Source organism: Mammaliicoccus sp. G-M28 (genome assembly GCF_022386595.1).
Lineage (GTDB): Bacteria > Bacillota > Bacilli > Staphylococcales > Staphylococcaceae > Mammaliicoccus > Mammaliicoccus fleurettii.
Genome location: NZ_JAJNIF010000005.1, coordinates 1 through 18,463, shown reverse-complemented (window position 1 = coordinate 18,463; position 18,463 = coordinate 1). Strand labels below are relative to the sequence as shown.

General features: G+C 31.7%; 18 protein-coding genes. 5 read left to right on the top strand and 13 right to left on the bottom strand.

The features are described 5' to 3' along the window. Nucleotides 1-274: 274 nt before the first annotated feature. The 5 genes from LQ609_RS06450 to sarA all read left to right on the top strand — a co-directional run bounded on the left by LQ609_RS06450 (nt 275) and on the right by sarA (nt 6,165). The gene (locus LQ609_RS06450) at nt 275-1,783 is read left to right on the top strand and encodes a PTS mannitol transporter subunit IIBC (protein ID WP_239734464.1); all 1,509 of its coding nucleotides are present in this window, start codon (nt 275-277) and stop codon (nt 1,781-1,783) included. Nucleotides 1,784-1,807: 24 nt separating this feature from the next. Next, nucleotides 1,808-3,853 (top strand): BglG family transcription antiterminator, encoded by a 2,046-nt coding sequence (locus LQ609_RS06445; RefSeq protein ID WP_218702877.1) that lies wholly within the window; start codon nt 1,808-1,810, stop codon nt 3,851-3,853. 6 nt (nt 3,854-3,859) lie between these two features. After that, nucleotides 3,860-4,294, top strand: a complete 435-nt coding sequence (locus tag LQ609_RS06440; protein ID WP_078357838.1) for a PTS mannitol transporter subunit IIA — start codon at nt 3,860-3,862, stop codon at nt 4,292-4,294. Next, nucleotides 4,294-5,412, top strand: coding sequence for a mannitol-1-phosphate 5-dehydrogenase (locus LQ609_RS06435; protein WP_239734463.1), 1,119 nt, complete (start codon nt 4,294-4,296; stop codon nt 5,410-5,412). The genes LQ609_RS06440 and LQ609_RS06435 overlap by 1 nt, the downstream gene beginning before the upstream one ends. A 384-nt stretch (nt 5,413-5,796) precedes the next feature. Continuing rightward, nucleotides 5,797-6,165, top strand: coding sequence for a global transcriptional regulator SarA (sarA, locus tag LQ609_RS06430; RefSeq protein ID WP_078357836.1), 369 nt, complete (start codon nt 5,797-5,799; stop codon nt 6,163-6,165). Nucleotides 6,166-6,224: 59 nt separating this feature from the next. Here the strand turns inward: sarA and LQ609_RS06425 are convergent, their stop codons facing one another. From LQ609_RS06425 to LQ609_RS06365, 13 genes are all read right to left on the bottom strand, one after another. After that, nucleotides 6,225-7,007 (bottom strand): alpha/beta fold hydrolase, encoded by a 783-nt coding sequence (locus tag LQ609_RS06425; protein WP_078357835.1) that lies wholly within the window; start codon nt 7,005-7,007, stop codon nt 6,225-6,227. 132 nt (nt 7,008-7,139) lie between these two features. Then, the gene (locus LQ609_RS06420; protein WP_239734462.1) at nt 7,140-7,856 is read right to left on the bottom strand and encodes a hypothetical protein; all 717 of its coding nucleotides are present in this window, start codon (nt 7,854-7,856) and stop codon (nt 7,140-7,142) included. Between the two features lie 91 nt (nt 7,857-7,947). Further along, nucleotides 7,948-8,475, bottom strand: coding sequence for an SA0570 family protein (locus tag LQ609_RS06415; protein ID WP_078357833.1), 528 nt, complete (start codon nt 8,473-8,475; stop codon nt 7,948-7,950). Between the two features lie 124 nt (nt 8,476-8,599). Continuing rightward, nucleotides 8,600-9,379: an alpha/beta fold hydrolase gene (locus tag LQ609_RS06410; RefSeq protein ID WP_239734461.1), complete on the bottom strand. Its 780-nt coding sequence runs from the start codon at nt 9,377-9,379 to the stop codon at nt 8,600-8,602. Continuing rightward, nucleotides 9,376-10,122: an HAD family hydrolase gene (locus tag LQ609_RS06405; RefSeq protein WP_239734460.1), complete on the bottom strand. Its 747-nt coding sequence runs from the start codon at nt 10,120-10,122 to the stop codon at nt 9,376-9,378. The genes LQ609_RS06410 and LQ609_RS06405 overlap by 4 nt, the downstream gene beginning before the upstream one ends. Before the next feature lie 94 nt (nt 10,123-10,216). After that, nucleotides 10,217-11,194: a FecCD family ABC transporter permease gene (locus LQ609_RS06400; protein WP_239734459.1), complete on the bottom strand. Its 978-nt coding sequence runs from the start codon at nt 11,192-11,194 to the stop codon at nt 10,217-10,219. Continuing rightward, nucleotides 11,187-12,074, bottom strand: coding sequence for an ABC transporter substrate-binding protein (locus tag LQ609_RS06395; RefSeq protein WP_078357829.1), 888 nt, complete (start codon nt 12,072-12,074; stop codon nt 11,187-11,189). Before LQ609_RS06395 ends, LQ609_RS06400 begins: the two co-directional genes overlap by 8 nt. Before the next feature lie 96 nt (nt 12,075-12,170). Beyond that, entirely contained in the window at nt 12,171-13,829 is a 1,659-nt protein-coding gene (argS, locus tag LQ609_RS06390; protein WP_078357828.1) for an arginine--tRNA ligase, read from the bottom strand. Then, nucleotides 13,826-14,242, bottom strand: coding sequence for a YwiB family protein (locus LQ609_RS06385; RefSeq protein ID WP_078357827.1), 417 nt, complete (start codon nt 14,240-14,242; stop codon nt 13,826-13,828). Before LQ609_RS06385 ends, argS begins: the two co-directional genes overlap by 4 nt. Before the next feature lie 205 nt (nt 14,243-14,447). Next, nucleotides 14,448-14,960: a YwhD family protein gene (locus LQ609_RS06380; RefSeq protein WP_078357826.1), complete on the bottom strand. Its 513-nt coding sequence runs from the start codon at nt 14,958-14,960 to the stop codon at nt 14,448-14,450. A 68-nt stretch (nt 14,961-15,028) separates the two neighbouring features. Continuing rightward, on the bottom strand, nt 15,029-16,327 hold the full coding sequence (locus LQ609_RS06375) for an HD domain-containing protein (protein ID WP_239734458.1): 1,299 nt from the start codon (nt 16,325-16,327) through the stop codon (nt 15,029-15,031). 23 nt (nt 16,328-16,350) lie between these two features. Beyond that, nucleotides 16,351-17,112: a 2-keto-4-pentenoate hydratase gene (locus tag LQ609_RS06370; RefSeq protein ID WP_239734457.1), complete on the bottom strand. Its 762-nt coding sequence runs from the start codon at nt 17,110-17,112 to the stop codon at nt 16,351-16,353. A gap of 13 nt (nt 17,113-17,125) precedes the next feature. After that, complete coding sequence (locus LQ609_RS06365) at nt 17,126-17,602, bottom strand: GNAT family N-acetyltransferase (RefSeq protein WP_078357823.1); 477 nt, start codon at nt 17,600-17,602, stop codon at nt 17,126-17,128. Nucleotides 17,603-18,463 lie beyond the last annotated feature (861 nt).

The following is an 18,463-nucleotide window of genomic DNA, read 5'->3' as shown; positions in this document are numbered from 1 at the left end:
CCGTATTTCGCGTTTCTGGACCGATATTTATTTTTATCGGTCTGAATATCTTCACATCTGAACATTTATTCCAAAACATTATGAACCTCCCTTCCGAAAGTGTATAATTACATTGAAAGCGTTTTGTTTAACATTTGTTCACTTTCATCCACTTAAATCACACATGTCAAAGTGCTTGTGACAAAGTTGCATCTACTATTCATTGTTAATAGGTATACATCTTCGTATGATTAAGTAACAAAATACTTTTTATGTAAGGGAAGGTGTGTTAATTATGGCAGAACAAACAGAAAAGAAAAAAGGCATTGGTCCTAAGGTTCAAGCTTTTGGTTCATTTTTAAGTAGTATGATTATGCCGAACATCGGTGCTTTTATTGCTTGGGGGCTAATTACAGCACTGTTTATTGAAGATGGTTGGTTACCTAATGAAGAACTTTCTACTATGGTAGACCCAATGATCAAATATTTAATTCCATTATTAATTGCATTTAGTGGTGGTCGTTTAGTTCATGGTTTACGTGGTGGCGTCGTTGGTGCTACTGCTACTATGGGGGTTATCGCAGCATTCCCTGATACACCAATGTTAATTGGTGCAATGATTATGGGTCCACTTCTTGGTTGGTTAATGAAAAAAGTGGATGAGTTCTTAGTTCCTAGAACGCCACAAGGTTTTGAGATGTTATTCAACAACTTCTCAGCTGGTATTCTAGCATTCATCATGGCAATCATTGGTTTCAAAGGTTTAGCGCCATTGGTTGAAGGATTAATGAAACTTCTTGGTATGGGTGTTGATTTCTTAGTTTCTCATCATTTATTGCCATTAGTAAGTATTATTATTGAACCAGCAAAAACTGTATTCTTGAACAATGCAATTAACCATGGGGTATTAACTCCGCTTGCATCTGAACAAGTTACTCAAGCTGGTAAATCTATATTATATACATTAGAGTCTAACCCTGGACCAGGTCTAGGTATTTTATTAGCGTATATGGTATTCGGTAAAGGTACAGCAAAAGCAACATCATATGGTGCTGGTATCATCCATTTCCTAGGTGGTATTCATGAAATTTACTTCCCATATGTATTAATGCGTCCTTTATTATTAGTTGCCGTTATTTTAGGTGGTATGACTGGTGTAGCTACATTCAGCATATTCGACTTTGGTACAACAGGTCCTGCATCACCAGGTTCAATTTTAGCCTACTTCGCAATAACGCCTAAAGGTAGTTATTTAGTCATGTTACTAGGTATCTTCCTAGCAACTTTAGTTTCATTCTTAGTAGCATCTATTATATTGAAAGTAACTAAAGATCCTGAAAGTGACCTTGAATCAGCAACTGCTGACATGGAAGCTCGTAAAGGTAAAAAATCTTCTGTAAGTGGTGCTTTAACTGGTGCTGATAAAGAAGACAAAGAAACTTCAGATGATGCTGAAGAAAAAGATGAATCAGATGGATTATTAGATGAGTATGACACTGAAAATGTAGACGCACATGATTTCTCAAATGTTCAAAAAGTTATTTTCGCTTGTGATGCTGGTATGGGTTCAAGTGCAATGGGTGCCGGCATGTTACGAAATAAATTCAAAAAAGCTGAATTAACAAATATTGAAGTAACAAACACTGCTATCAACCAATTACCAGATGATGCAGATGTCGTAATTACTCAAAAAACATTAACAGATAGAGCTATTAAAAAGAATCCAAAAGCGATTCATATTTCAGTAGATAACTTCTTGAATTCACCAAGATATGAAGAGTTAATTAGCGAATTGAAAAAATAATTCTAAACAAAGGAGTGAAGGTCGATGATGATAAGTAACCGAGAAAAAAGCATTCTCAAATTACTATCTGAGCGTCTTCACTCTTTTTTAACGATTCATGACATTGCTCAAGACTTAGGTATTTCGTCTAGAACCGTGCATAGAGAAATGAAAAGTGTTGAAGATACACTCAATAAATATCACCTTTCCTTAACAAGAGTGCCTAAATTAGGACTCCGCATTGAAGGTGAACCACAAAATATTGATACTTTCGTTCAATCATTAAATGAACAACATACGATTGATTTATCTGATGAAGAGCGAAAAGTGATTATTTTATACAATTTGATCCAATCTAAAGATCCAGTGAAATTATACAGCTTAGCTAATGAAATTGGTGCTTCAACACACACACTGAATAAGATTATTGAGCAGTTAGAGCCTGAGTTAAAAACCTTTGAACTATCGTTAGAACGAAGGCGCGGCGAGGGATTAATTTTAAATGGTGAAGAAGTAAATAAAAGACAACTATTAGCTAGATTTATGTTAGAAAAGTTAGACGGAGATAGCGTCTATTCTGTTGTTGAAGATCATTTTGTATATCACACATTAAATGAGACACATTTACAAGGTATCGTTGATATCGATAGATTATTTAATGTTGAACGGTTGTTAATGGATGAGCTTGGTACACTGCCCTATACATTAACAGAAGCTAGTTATTTAACTTTAACGATTCATATTGTATTAGCAATTGAACGTATTAAGCAAGATGGTCATGTAGATATTGAAGATGATATTTTAAACGAATTGATTTCAACAGATGAATTCAAAGTATCAGAAAGACTGACTAATGTGTTAAGTAACATTTATGATGTCACATTTAATCATTCGGAAATAGCATTTATCACAATGCATTTAAGAGGTGCAAGGCGACGTCATGAAGCAACATCATATGAGAGCACCGAAACGCATGAACAACGTGTAACGGAACTCATTGATTTTGTAAAAAGCGAAGGATTTTCTTTCAAAGATGAAGAGTCATTATTTAAAGGTCTAAATTTACATTTAGAGCCCGCTATTAACAGATTGGAAGCCAATATTGAAACATACAATCCGCTTACTGAAATGATCGAAACATATGATAAAGCATTATTCGAAGCTGTTTCGTCAGGTTTAAAGATTGTATTCAGTAATTATCATTTTCCAAAAAGCGAAGTAGCCTATATCGCACTTCACTTTGGTGGTATGTTAAAAGCCAAACAAAGTCGTTCATTACATGTATTAGTTGTTTGTAGTAGCGGCATTGGTACAAGTCGTATCCTATCCAATCGTTTGAAACAACATTTTTCTGAAATTACGCAGACGACCGAAGTATCCGTCAGTAGTTTAAAATCGATTGATTTCTCGATGTATGATGGCATGATTTCTACAGTTGCAGTTGATACTAAATATCCACACATTACAGTGAACCCATTATTACCGGAACAAGACGCTGAAAATGTTAAATATTTCTTGAAATTACAACATTCAATTGTTCAAAGGCAACAAGACAATCAGTCTAAAGAACAGCCAATATCATATGAAGATTATGATCATACAGTTTCTTTTATAGAAGAAAGCTTATCATTAATTCAAAATATGATAGTTGAAAAGAAGAAAGTAACACAGCTCAATCGCTATTTAGTTCAAACGTTATCTAAAAATCACATTATTGATGACACGCATAGTTTCAATGAAAAACTTAGTAAAAGAATAGAACTACAAGGCTTTGCATTAACAGATTATCCAGTTGCTATACCTCATTTATCAGATGAACTTATTAAAAAACCACAACTGATTATAACTGAATTAACTAAACCTTTAATGCTTAGAACGATAGAGAATGAAGAACAAGAAGTAAATTGGCTCGTAAGTATGTTCATACCGAAAAATTCAGAACAAGGTCAATTTATGAGTGAAGTATCATCCTTAATTACTGAGCATCTGGATGATATTGATCAGTTGTTAAATGATAGAGTGCTAATAGAAAATACACTCAAATCATTTTTCTTAAATAAATTAAAACAAAAATTAACGAAAACGGAGTGATTTAACATGACAAACTTATTTAATCCACAAAACATTTTTATGAACTTATCAGTAAACTCACAAGAAGAAGCTATCGAAAAAGCTGGACAAGCTTTAGTTGAAGACGGTGCAGTAACTGAAAAATATATCACTGCTATGAAAGAACGCGAACAAATTGTTACAACTTACATGGGTAACTTCTTAGCAATTCCACATGGTACAGATGAAGCAAAAACAGAAGTATTAAAATCAGGTCTCGTATTACTTCATATTCCAAATGGTGTTGATTGGGATGGAAACGAAACTAAAGTTGTTGTTGGTATAGCTGGTAAAGACGGTGAACATTTAGATATTCTTTCACAAATCGCGATTGTATTTAGTGAAGAAGAAAATGTAGAACGTGTCATCAACGCTCAATCTAAAGAAGAAATTCTTGCTATCTTTGAGGAGGTTGAACTTTAATGAAAGCCATTCACTTTGGTGCCGGTAATATCGGTCGAGGTTTTATAGGTAAAGTATTAAGCGATAATGGCTATGATGTGACATTCGTCGATGTTAATGAAAATATTATTAATCAAATTAATGAAGAAAAAGTGTATCAAGTAGTCATTGCTAACAAAGAAAATACTAAAGAACCCGTATCAGGTGTTAAAGGTATAAATAGTATTACTGAAACAGATAAATTAAAAGAAGCAATTTTAGAAGCAGATGTAATCACAACTGCAGTAGGTGTTAATATCTTACCAATCATCGCTAAATCTTTCGCACAATTTTTAAAAGAACGCGAACCTGGTAAAACATTAAATATTGTTGCTTGTGAAAATGCCATCATGGCAACGGATCAACTTAAAAAAGCAGTATTAGATATTACAGGACCTTTATCAGATGATATAAGTTTCCCTAACTCAGCAGTAGACCGTATTGTACCTCAAGGTCAAAAAGAAGGTTCATTAGATGTATTAGTAGAACCTTTCTTTGAATGGGTTGTTGAAGCTTCTAAATGGCAAGGTACTCAACTTGAAGATGTTCATTATGTTGATGATTTAACACCTTATATCGAAAGAAAATTATTAACTGTGAACACTGGTCATGCTTACTTAGCATATTATGGCCAATATAAAGGTTACAAAACAATCCTTGAAGCGATTCAAGATAAAGGAATTAATGACGGTTTACATGAAGTATTAAATGAAACAGGTGAATACCTCGTTGCAAACTTTGACGAGTTTACAAAAGAAGACCAAGCATATTATATTGAAAAAATAATTGGACGCTTCAATAACCCCTACTTATCTGATGATGTTACAAGAGTCGGACGTGGTGTGTTACGTAAAGTTGGACCAAATGATCGTATCGTAAAACCTTTAGTAGCTTTATCAAAAACAAATCAAAAACATTCAGAACTCGTAAAAGCATTATGTTACTTGCTTGAATATCAAGACGATAATGATAAAGAAACAGTTGAAAAAAACAACTATATCAATGATCATAGTGTTGCTGAATTCTTAAACAAATATGCAGAACTAGATTCAAATATTATTGAAGAAGTAATTATTCAATACACTTCTATTAAAAAATAACATTTTAAAAAGCCGTATTTTTAAATACGGCTTTTTACATGAATTAAATATATAATATTCTCATTTAATATTAGAATATTTCGTAATTCTCGATTTATTTTATTAGTAGAATTAATAATAATCTTACACTTAAATTTTATAGGATTATATTATATGTCCCTTTCGTTTGTGACAATTATATTATTTATATTATTATTTAATTAAATCCTACTCTTATTAGTTTACATACACTTATATTTAGGCTAAAATAAGTAAATAATTGATAAACGGAAATTATGAATTAAAAAATTAAAAACGCTTTCAAATTGATTAGACAAGCCTTCACGCTATATTGTATTTTTTCAATCATTGGAGCAAAATACTCACTATCTAGGGGGATTCAAAATGGCAATTTCTAAAATAGAAAATTGTTCAGATTTATTAGCACTTGTTACTTATGTGGACAAATTAAAATCTATCATTAAGAAGGATTTTTCACTTAGCTTTGAAGAATTCGCAGTTTTAACTTATATTAATGAAACAGATGAAGAAGAATATCATTTGAAAAAAATCATTAATAAATTAAACTATAAACAGCCACAAATTGTAAAAGCTGTTAAAAACCTATCACAACACGATTACTTTACTAAAAGAAGAAATGAATACGATGAACGTACAGTTTTAATTTTAGTTAATAAAAAGCAACGCAAATCTATATCAGAAGTTCTTGAAAAAATTGATAAAGAAATCGCAAAGACTGAAATAAACGATTAATATATAAACAAAACAGATTAAGGGCTGGGACAAATTAATTGTCTCAGCTCTTAATCTGTTTATATTACTTGCTTATCTCTTACGTTTTGATTCAAAAATTTAGAAACAACTTTTTTGAATTTTTCGCTTTCCTCGATAAAGGGTGCGTGACCTGAATGTTCAAATATTTCTATTTGTGCACTTTTAATATTTTCAGTTACATTATCTATATCAAAAGGATCGTATTTGCCTTTCACAATAAGTGTAGGTATGTTTATATTATCTACTTTTATATTGATTCCATTTATAGACCTAACTGATATTGCATCTTCTTCAGCCGACATGCGATAATATTTTTTCACTTCTTGATACCATTTAAATGTTGAGTTCGTATCATGAAATATTTCATTAAACAGAATTAACATCGCTTCTTCTTTACTAAACCCTGCTACTATATCTCTATGTTTAGCGATTAATTTAATAAATGGTTGTTTACCTTGATTAGATATTGACGATACAATTACTAACTTTTCAACTTTTTCTGGATGTTGATTAGCAAATTCTTGTGCTATAACGCCACCCATATCATGCCCCAAAATATAAGCTGATTCAATTCCCTCAGAATCCATTAAGTCTATAATATCATCGATATGATTTTGTATAGAAAATGATTGTGGCTTTTCAGATTTACCGTGCCCTCTTGAATCCATTGTATAAGTTGTATATTGATCTTTCAGAAGTTGTACCGTTGAATGAAATGTAGCTAAATTCATACTTAATGCATGTAACATAATAAGTGGTTTACCGTTACCGTGCTTCTCATATACTATATGAGTCCCATCCCTTGCTATTAATTCTCCCATAATCTGTACCTCCCTACTTTACAGTAATAATATACCCCTTTTACAATTTTTCACACTTATAATATTAATTTAATACCATAAACAAAAATGCAGAAAATGATTGTGGTCGACTAATCATTTTCTGCATTTTTATTATACATATTTTCTTGTTGAATATATCATTACAAAATATAAGATTATAAATAAAATAATCAACCAACTACCAAATGTTGTAATCATGATTGCCATTTCATTAGTAGTTACAGCAGCAATTGTTTTCTGTATTACTGCCAAACCCATTGCAGCCACTTCAAGCTTTTTCAAAAATAATGACACAACAACAAGCAGGACGCCAACCACAAAAATAGCTTGAAAGACAGCTATTGGTATAACATACATGCCTAATGATAAGCCGAATATTTTTAAAATGCATAAAATAATACCAATACTAAATAGCAGTATATTCGTCATCATGAGCTTTTGATTAGGATATAAATAACTGTGTTTCTTAATGATTATATATATAACAAGTGAAATTGAAAGGATAACTACAAAATAGAATATATATAATCCCGTTACAGCACTAAATGGAATTAATTTTTTATCAAATAAATATGCCATTAATAAGAAGTTAAGTATATAGAAAAGAATAGGATTATAGTTCACTATCACGATATTTCGTTCTACAATTTGAAGAATTTCCGCATGTGATTTATGTCTATATTCAGCATAGTCTATGTCTTTCTCATCAGAATTTTTCATATCTTTCTTTAATGAATGCTGCACTTTATCAATTTGTTTAGGTAAAATTCCGACATGTTGTAAATAGTCGTTCACATTTTCCAGCAATACTTCATTGTTTGGACGCATATATACACCACCTTCATTCTAATATTGTATAAATTAATCCCCCATTATGCAATATGTTATTACATAATGGGGGATTATATTCATCATTTATTTAGTATTTACCTAAATCAATACGATATACTTTAAATTGTTTACTTTTCGGAGTTGCTTTTGAAAGTTGGAAGTGCGCTTGATCGTTATTCACGTAAGCATAACCACCAGTATATTGATTATTTTGTACACGTTTAGTCGTATTATCACCTAGCACTGAAACAAGTGATTTCAGATTCACATTTGTTAAATCGTCGTAAATCATTGTAATTCGTTTCACAGTTTCTTTACCATCGTGGACTTTTGCAGTAATAATCATATGCCCATTTGCACTATCAAATTCATAATAATTCTCTCTGCCATTACTATCATCAGAGTATGAAAACATTACGTTAGGATACTTTGATTTAATTTTAGAAATTTTATCTCCAATTTTAATACCTTCAATTGCAACCGTACCGTCTTTATAAGATTGTACATTATCATCATTAATATTTAATTGTTTATCAGTTGCAGCATTTGCCTCAGCAAAAGTTGAAAATGGTAATACCATAAGGACCATCGCTATAATTAAGAGACATTTTTTCATATGAGGTTCTCCTTCAGTCTATGACTTATATGCTATGCATTTAACTGAGTATATTATAACACACACATTACAAAATGACCACTTTTGTTACAAACATGTAACAAATGCATTAACGCGCCGTAATTTAATCTAAAAATTCATTAAGTACTTTTATAAACTTTTCATTTTCTTCTACAAAAGGTAGCTCTCCTGATTCTTCAAATAGCTTAAATTCAGCATTAGGTAATAATTCAGCAACTCGTTTACCTTCACTATATAATATCTTTCCATCATACAATCCAGATATAATCAGTGTCCTTACCTTAATCTCTGATAATAATGAGACAATGTCAAAATCTTTAAACGAGCGCTTAATCGCAATTTCTTCTTCCATTGTTTGTAAATCATTAGATGGCATGTGAGATTTAACAAACTTTTTAGCTTGTTTTATATTTTTATATCTAAATCTTAATAAATATTTTTCTCTCTCTTGTTCAGTCATTGTTCTGATTTCGTCAGCATGTCTATCGTAAATACGATTATCTGGAAATGTCGTGTGATTATCGGTTGGATTGATCAATACCATACCATTTATAAGACTAGGATTTTTATATGTTAAACCTGTTGCAATAGTAGCTCCAAGTTCTAAACCAATTACATAAGCAGAATCAATAAATAATGCTTTAAGCAATTGCTGTATATCTGAAATATAATCATCTACTCGACTATCACTAAGGGTATCACTTAGTCCATGACCTCTTAAATCAATGGAAATCACTTGGTATTGTTTGCTCAATTTTTTAATGATCGGTGTAAATACTTCCATATCTTGAAAAACACCATGCAGTAAAATAACAGGATATCCATTACCTTTCGTTTTATAATGAATCGCAACATTTTCTTTAGTTAAAAATAATTTCATCATGCATCACCTCTTTCGATTTTTGTACAAACTTCTATTAAATCGCTTAAACTTTCAATCGTATAATCTAATTCATGCTCTTCAGGTGTACCTAATACAGAATTAGCCATCCATACAGTAATCATACCCATGGCGTGGGCTGCAGCAATATCATTTAAAGGACAATCGCCAACATAAATAGCATTCTTGGCAGTAACACCTAGATGCTTCATAATATCTTCAAATATTATAGGATCTGGCTTTCTAACGCCAACTTCATCAGACGTTGAAACATAATGTATATATGGATATATCCCAATTGCATTCATAACATGTGTAATATCTTCGCTTTTACCGTTCGTCACTACACCTAACTTATAACCCATGTTTCTTAATTTTTCTAAAACAAACAATGTATCATGAAAAGGAAAATGATATCTATAATGATGCATCTTATAATCATTATAAAACGTTTTCCAAGAAATTCTTTCTATATTTAATTTTTTAACTAATTCTTGATATACCCATTCAATATCTTCTAACCCATAGGGATTCAATGTTAAATATACCTTTTCAAAATCACGTCTTTGGACTGTAACCATCAATTCATGAAATCGTTCAAATTGTTCTTCCAAAAATTTCATTCGTGATTTCTCACGATCAACAAGCGTATCTTCCAAATCAAAAATAATCGCTTGAATATCACACGAACACATGTCATCATCCCTTTCATAGAAACATTTTAAACTATTCCATAAAGAAAGCAATACAATTCTTCAATAGAAAACACCAATCCTTTGTATACAGCTCTAAAGGACTGGTGCAGTAACGCTAATTTAAGTTTATATTAGAAGTGCGCGTTTAACCTTTTTCTTTCTTTCGTTGTTCAGTAATCATTAAGTACATCATGATTGGAATTGCGATGATTGATAAGACAATTCCAACAGGTATTTGTATCGGGCTTATAATCACTCTTCCAACTGTATCTGCAATAAGTAATAAAGACCCACCTATTAGTAGATTTAATATCATTTGAATACGGACAGATACTTTATAAACTCTACGAACCACTTGAGGAACAATCATACCTATAAATCCAATAATACCTGTAAAGCTAATAATGACCGCCGTCATGATTGCTGCTATTAATAAACAACACCATGAAACTACTCGAACATTGACACCAAGTGTTATCGCTTTGTCATCACCTAATTGAATAATTTTAATAAAATGACTCATTGCAAATAAAATTATAATACAAATGAGTGTAACGCCTCCTGTAATTTCTACAGTTATTGTCTCAGCAGACGAAACACTTCCGAACATATAAGAGACCATACTATTCACTTTATTTGGCTTAAGTAACAATAATATATAAAGTGCTGAACTGAAAAATGCTCCTATAAATATACCAGATAAGATCATGGTCGCTACGTGAAATGTCTTAACCATCGTTTCTGTAATTAATACAACTATAATAAGTGTTAACAAACTAAAAAATATAGAAAATAATGGTACAAACCATATCGAAACACCTAAGAATACAGCTAATGCACTACCAAATGTTGCACCGCTTGCTAAACCTAATGTAAAACTATCTGCCAATGGATTATTTAATATCGTTTGGTATATTTGACCACTTAATACAAGTCCCATACCAGCAATTAATGCTAACAAAGTTCTAGGTACTCTTAGCTTATAAAATATTGTCCAATCTAGTTGATTTTCAAATTTCCATGTTATACCGGTCGATCCAACAAACAATGAAATAACAATAGCTAACAATAGAACGAGAAACCATAATGTAAGCAGTTTATAGATTTTTATATTTTTAGTCATAAACTTTATCTGAAAGTTCTTTTAACCCTTTAGCAAGTCTAGGACCTGGTCTTGAAATCATATCTGCATTTAAAGCATGAACATGTTTCTCTTTAACAGCCTTAACTTGCTCAAAGCCATCTCTATTGTTATTTAATTTCTGATATTCATCTTCATTTTGTCCGCTTGTCGTAATCATCACATCCGGATTCCTTTTTAAGATGCTTTCTTTATCTGTTTTTATCCATCCTTCTTGGTCATGATAAATGTTTTCTGCTTTTATAGAATTTAACATATCATCATAAAATGTATTCGATCCTGAAGTATAAATATCTGGCTGTGAAGATATTTCCATAAAGACCTGTTTACCTTGTTGTTCTTTAGGGACTTCTTTAATAACATTGTTTATTTCACTTTTAACTTTACGAACGAGTTGTTTAGCTTCTCGTTCTTTACCTGTAACTTTACCAACTTGTTTAAACGTTTCATACATTTCATTAATTGAATTTGCATCATCAATATAAACCACTTTAACACCTGCATCACTCAATTTTTTCAAATCTTTTTCTTGAGTAGATTGATTAGATTCATGCGCTAAAATTAAATCAGGTTTTGCTTTTAATAAAGCTTCTGTATCCAATTTAAAAGCATCGAATTTCTTTTTATTTTTAACATCTTTAGGATAATCATCGACTGTTGATACCCCAACTACTTTATCCCCAAGTCCTAATTCATATAATATCTCTGTGTTGCTTGGAATCAACGACACGATACGCTTATCTTCTTTTTTATCCGTTGATTCTTGCTTCGTTTCTTTATTACTATCAGAATTCCCACTTTGGCAACCTGATAGCACAATCAAAGCCGCTAAAATTAAATAAATTACATTCAGTCTTTTCATAACTTCTCTCCTCAGCATGTTTATTAAAAAATGGTACACAAAAAGGCACAGCTCAAATAAGATTGAGCTGCACCTCAATTAAAACATTTTATTTAATTACATAGATTCTGGAGCTGAAACGCCAATTAAAGCTAAAGCATTACGCAATGTAATACGTGCCGCTTCAATTAAAGCTAAATGTGCTTTCGTCTTATCTAAATCATCAGTTAATACTTTTTCTGCATTATAGAATTTATGGAATTGTGCAGCTAAATCTTGAATATAGTTCGTGATACGATGTGGACTGCGAGATTCAGCAGCAGAAACTATCGTAGGTTCAAATTCAGCAATTTTCTTCAATAAATCATAAGCTTTTTCATGTGTAATTGATGATAAATCAACATTTTGATCAATCGTTATATCTTTTTCATTAGCTTGACGAATAATTGAAGATATACGAGCATGTGCATATTGTGCATAATAAACTGGATTATCTTGTGATTCTTTCTTCGCAAGTTCCATATCAAAATCAAAGTGTGTATCTGGACTACGCATTGTTAAGAAGTAACGTGCTGCATCAATACCCACTTCATCCATTATGTCTCGTAATGTGATGGCATTCCCAGTACGTTTACTCATCTTCACTTCAACACCATCTTGTAACAATCTTACCATTTGCATAATTTGTATTTCAAGACGTTTTGAATCTACTCCGAATGTTTCTAAAGAAGCTTTTAAACGATTAATATAGCCGTGGTGATCTGCACCAAATAAGTTGATCAGTTTGTCATAACCACGTTCAACTTTATCATAGTGATACGCAATATCTGGTAAGAAATAAGTGTACGTACCATCTTGTTTAATCAATACGCGGTCTTTATCATCACCAAACTCAGTCGTTTTTAACCAAGTTGCGCCATCTTGTTCATATGTGAAACCTAGCTCAGTCATTTTATTTAATACTGCTGTAATTTTGTTTGTTTCATATAAAGAAGTTTCACTAAACCAATTATCAAAATGGATATTAAAATCAGCTAAATCTTGTTTTAATTTAACCATTTCATAATCTAAACCAAGTTGACGGAAAGTTTTAATACGAACATCTTCTGGTTGATCCTTAATTTCAGGTTGCTTCTCAGCTAAATCTTTACCAATTGCGATGATATCTTTTCCGTAATAACCATCTTCAGGTAATTCAGTATCTTGTCCTAAAGCTTGGTTATATCGCGCTTCTATTGAATGAGCTAAATTCTCAATTTGTTTACCTGCATCGTTTATATAATATTCACGTGTCACATCATAACCAGCAGCATTTAAGACGTTTGATAATGTATCACCAACAGCAGCATTTCTTGCATGTCCAATATGTAAATCTCCAGTTGGATTTGCTGAAACGTATTCTACTATGATACTTTCATTCTTACGTTCTTCTGATTTACCAAATGCTTCACCTTTAGTTAGTGCTGATTTGATAATATCAGTTAAATATTGTTGATCTAAATAAAAATTAATAAAACCTGGGCCAGCAATATCAACTTTCTTAACATTTGCTTTAGTCGTATCTAAGTTATCCACGATTTGGTTCGCTATTTCACGAGGATTTTTACGTGCAAGCTTAGTTAATACCATTGCGATGTTAGAAGAGTAATCTCCATTAGCAGGGTCTTTAGGTGATTCTATTTTAATTTCTGGAACTGATTCAACAAGTTCGGCTTTTAATATGCTTGCTTTGATTTCTTCAATTAACGTTTCTTTAACTTGGTTAATAATATTCATTCATTTATCTCCTTAAAATTAATTTGAAATTGATATGTCCCGAGTAATCCTGTGTGGTCACTTAATTGATAATGTATCCTGAGTTTACCCTTATTATCATCTATATAATGTTTAATTGATAGTGTTTTGACAGTCATTGTCATACGTCCGGCTTCAGTATCATAATAACTAATTGTTTCATGTCCTTCGACAAAGTGAAACACTGTTTTAACTGTGCCAGTACGGTGAATTTTCACACCATCATCATCTATTTTAAGCATATTTTTTACTATTTGGTTATCAATCGTTTCTTCATATCTAATAATATCACTATTTCTTCTATGATATGTACCGGATGTATTTGTTTGAAACGTTGATTTATCGCCATTTTGTTTCACAACTTGTTTAATATTAATGTTAATATTCTCTTCCATAGTTGGCCACCTCATCGTTTAAGAACGTATATCATTATAGCATATTTGACAAATAAAATTAAAAAAAGCAGGGCTAAAAGCGCCTGCTTTTTTTAGTGTCCTAGCTATAGTAGCTATCAACTATTTTACTTATGAAATTGTGAAAAGACAATAGCAATTTACTTGAATTGTTATATTTCACAATTAAGTCACAAAATTGACATATTTAATCCGTATCAAGTGATGATTTTAATTCCTCACTACTATTATTCCACATTTCTTCACTATGCTCTTGAAGGAAATTTTTAAGTACGATTCTATTTCCATCACCAATTTGGTCAATTTTAATATGATGCTTCATAGATTTATCCATCATATTAACATGCTCTGGCATACTTTTATATCCACGCTTTTTAGGTTTGTTAACCATTAAATAACAACCCGTTAATCCTGCATAATAGGGTCCTTGTTCACCACGTTCTGTTGTAACCCAACAAAGCCAATATTCTTTAGCTTCTTCACCTTTAACTTCTTCTATATCTTTAACCCATTTTACACGCTTTTCCACTTCTGCTCTTGCGTGCATTGCGCCAACATCTATAAAAGCACTTTGCTCTGCTACATCAACGAACACAGGTGCAACGTTATCTAAACTGATTGAACCAATATTTGTGCCTTTATGTCCATCTAATGGATCATTTTTTATTATATTAAATTGAAATCCTTTTTTTTCAGCCAATTGTTTCACCTCATTTAATTCTTGCTTACATCATACTAGAGTATTAGATAGACATTCAAGTTTGTAATCTATACGAGTTCATTTAATAAATTAATGATATCACCTTTAATATTTTCATCTTCCATTTCTAATATCAATTCTTTTGGATAATACAATTTATAATCAAGTCGTTTAATTCCTGTAATACTGTGAATTATGACTGATTGACTACTAATCTCTTTAATGTGGCCTGACTTTTGTAATAAATGTATCGGTTGTCGATTTGATCCAGGACGATCATAGTCGTATGGTAAGTCAGAAAATGAATCACACACAAAATAATACTCTGGGTCAATTCCACCCTTTTCAAATAGGTCTGTCAATTCACCAATCGTAATAATCGATCCATCAAATGGTAAATATTTAAATAAATCACGATTCACAAATCGTTTACTTAAATCACTCAAAATTTGATCTGCTTCTTCAGTCCATTCTTCTAAATAATACATTACGACTGTCTCATCTAATCGTATATAGTCTTCAATAGAAACTTCACCTTCAAAGAATGGAATTAAATATTTAGGCGCTTCTTTAAATGAATAACCTTGATCATAAAGTACTTTAGCACGTTTGAAACATCTATTAAGCAATACTTCTCCACCACGGCTTACTGGATGAAAATATATTTGCCAGTACATTTGATAACGACTCATCAAGAAATTTTCAACAGCATGCATACCACTTTCTTTAATAAGTACTTCATCTTTTGAAGGGCGCATTAAACGTAATACACGCTCCATATCAAATTGTCCGTAGCTAACACCTGTAAAATAAGCATCCCTTTGTAAATAATCCATTCTGTCTGCATCTATTTGAGAAGAAATCATGGAAATCACTAACTTATTGTCATGTGTTTTATTTATAACTTCAGCTACTTCAGTTGGGAAATCAGGCGACACTCTTCTTAACACTTCATTCACTTCTGTATCACCTTTAATTATCAACTGTGTAAATGCTTCATGATCAGTTAAAAATATTTTTTCGAAACAATGAGAAAATGGGCCGTGACCTAAGTCATGTAATAAAGCAGCACATAATGCAAGTGGTCTATCTTTATTATCCCAAGGTGCTCTTCCATCAAACACTTCATCCACCATTCGTCTTACGATTTCGTAAACACCTAAAGAATGGCCAAAGCGACTATGCTCAGCTGTATGGAAGGATAAATATAATGTTCCGAGTTGTTTGATTCTTCTTAGGCGTTGAAATTCTTTTGTTTTAATAAGATCCCAAATTAATTGATCACTAACATGTATATAACGATGAACAGGATCTTTGAAAACTTTCTCTTCAGGTAGCTTTTTCGTTCCATAAGCTTCTTCTGTCACTTTGTTCCCTCCATTTCTCATCTTTACTCTACTGTAAATTCGATTTCACCAACATGTTCATAAGCTGCTTTATACGCACCTTTAGTGAGTGTTTTAGGCAAAATAAACGTTCCACTTGAGACAAACATACCAGGTGTTAAAGAACGATTATATTCTTTAATATTAGAAATGAGCCACTTAACAGCTTTAGCTGGGTGACCTTCTACTTCTGTACTATATCCTGATGCAAGCTCTTTACCATCTAATAATAAAGTCCCTTTTATGTTATCAATGTCTTCGTATGTTAATTGCTTAGGCTCTCCATAAATGACGCCACCACTTACTGCACTATCTGCAATAATTTCGTTAACTGTTAAATTAGGAAACCAATTGCTAAATCGAGAATCCGGTATTTCGACTCCTGGTGCAATAAGGCACTTACGCATAATATCTTCTAAACTATCTTCTTCAGTCAATTCTTCTTGAACAATAAAGACCAATTCCAACTCTGCTAAAGGTTCGTTTAAATCATTTAAATAAATACGTGGACCAAAAATAGTCGTTTCACCCATCGCACCGTATAAAGGTGTCGTTGAAGAAAAGATATCTCTTGTTTCTTGGCTCGTTAAACTAATTTTATATCCTTTATGAACTTCTGTTTCTTCCTTACGTTGCAAGACACCTTCTTGAATATCATAAGCTGCATGTTCAGTAATATTCGAAGGCAAAATACCATTTGGAATAATTTTTTTATTTTCATAAGCTTCATAAAATTGAGAAACCCATTTATTAAGTGATTGTTCCATTACAAACGACCTCCTAAAAAGTTTTTTTCATAAGTGTTGTGCTCATTGCATCTCCAAACAATAACTCTTCATACTTACGAATTACTTCAAAACCTTCTTTCTTATAAAAGGCAATACCAATGTCGTTCTTTCCATCAACTTCTAAGTATACTTCTTTGTATAAACCTTTATATTGGTCTAGACCAGCATAAAGTAATGCTTTACCATAACCATCACGTTGTGCTTCAGGTAGAACATAATGAGAAGAAAGATATAGCTCAGTTCCTTTAATAAAGTTCGCAAAACCAACAATCTTTTCTTCATCTTCTGCAACAAAGAAATCAGAATCATTAATACGTTTCTGAAGCATCTCTTTAGAATAAGATGCATTTAAAAATGCCGTCACCGTGCTAGCCGTATAAATATTGGTATACGTATCATACCAAGCTTTAGATGCTACATTTTTAATTCCAGAATAATCTTCTATCGTTGCTTTTCTTACATTTGCCATAAATATCTCTCCCTTATCTACCTTTCACATCAAGCATATGACCATGATGTCTATTATTCTATGTTTATTTATTCCCTATATACCATTACTACAATGTACACATTTAAATATCTTTCTATCTAACCTTATAAGCAATTATATCATTTATATATTAAAAACTATAATATTCAGAACACTTAATTATACTCGAAAACCCTGTAGAAATGTAGAATTTGTTAAGTAAGTTAACTCTTAATAATAATATTCATATAAAATATTTAAAAATAAAAGAAAGTGGGACATAAATAAGTTTTTTTGAAAAAATGAGACGAGTTGTAGATTAAGTCGGGAATTAATCTAAGAATTGAGGTGAGTTGTAGATTAAGTTAGGCGTTAATCTAAGACACCCTCAAAATCAACACTGAACAATGAAAGGCTGGGACAATTAATTTGTCCCAGCCTCAAGAAATATGGTGTTATTCTTTTATGATTAGTATAAATGTGCTTAATGAGCTTGAAGTCTTCGTGCGTTTTAGCCCGATTTAACCTGAATCGCACGATATCTCTGGAGTCTTCGTGCGTTTTAACCGGATTTGACCTGAATCGCACGATATCTCAAAAGTCTTCAGTCAAGTCCATAATTTTGTGTAATATCTTTAGATGTAATCAACCATTGGTTTTTCTATGGTATTAACAAAATATATCTGCTTGGTTTTTAGCTGATATATTTTGTTAATCTCTACTAATTTTTAAAAAATTAGTAGTAATTCTAAGTAATAAAAGGTCGTTTCGAACTATCAAAATTTTCTTGGATATCCATAAGTACAGCACCAATTAATCTAAAAGCAGAGTCTAAATTAGGGAAAGTCTTAATGACTTTCT

Coding starts and splice junctions, on each gene's coding strand:
- LQ609_RS06415 (WP_078357833.1), bottom strand. CDS start 8,475: ATGAAAAAATGTCTCTTAATTATAGCGATGGTCCTTATGGTATTACCA.
- LQ609_RS06395 (WP_078357829.1), bottom strand. CDS start 12,074: ATGAAAAGACTGAATGTAATTTATTTAATTTTAGCGGCTTTGATTGTG.
- LQ609_RS06385 (WP_078357827.1), bottom strand. CDS start 14,242: ATGGAAGAGAATATTAACATTAATATTAAACAAGTTGTGAAACAAAAT.
- LQ609_RS06445 (WP_218702877.1), top strand. CDS start 1,808: ATGATGATAAGTAACCGAGAAAAAAGCATTCTCAAATTACTATCTGAG.
- LQ609_RS06370 (WP_239734457.1), bottom strand. CDS start 17,112: ATGGAACAATCACTTAATAAATGGGTTTCTCAATTTTATGAAGCTTAT.
- LQ609_RS06400 (WP_239734459.1), bottom strand. CDS start 11,194: ATGACTAAAAATATAAAAATCTATAAACTGCTTACATTATGGTTTCTC.
- LQ609_RS06410 (WP_239734461.1), bottom strand. CDS start 9,379: ATGATGAAATTATTTTTAACTAAAGAAAATGTTGCGATTCATTATAAA.
- LQ609_RS06425 (WP_078357835.1), bottom strand. CDS start 7,007: ATGGGAGAATTAATAGCAAGGGATGGGACTCATATAGTATATGAGAAG.
- LQ609_RS06435 (WP_239734463.1), top strand. CDS start 4,294: ATGAAAGCCATTCACTTTGGTGCCGGTAATATCGGTCGAGGTTTTATA.
- LQ609_RS06440 (WP_078357838.1), top strand. CDS start 3,860: ATGACAAACTTATTTAATCCACAAAACATTTTTATGAACTTATCAGTA.
- argS (WP_078357828.1), bottom strand. CDS start 13,829: ATGAATATTATTAACCAAGTTAAAGAAACGTTAATTGAAGAAATCAAA.
- LQ609_RS06420 (WP_239734462.1), bottom strand. CDS start 7,856: ATGCGTCCAAACAATGAAGTATTGCTGGAAAATGTGAACGACTATTTA.
- LQ609_RS06365 (WP_078357823.1), bottom strand. CDS start 17,602: ATGGCAAATGTAAGAAAAGCAACGATAGAAGATTATTCTGGAATTAAA.
- sarA (WP_078357836.1), top strand. CDS start 5,797: ATGGCAATTTCTAAAATAGAAAATTGTTCAGATTTATTAGCACTTGTT.
- LQ609_RS06450 (WP_239734464.1), top strand. CDS start 275: ATGGCAGAACAAACAGAAAAGAAAAAAGGCATTGGTCCTAAGGTTCAA.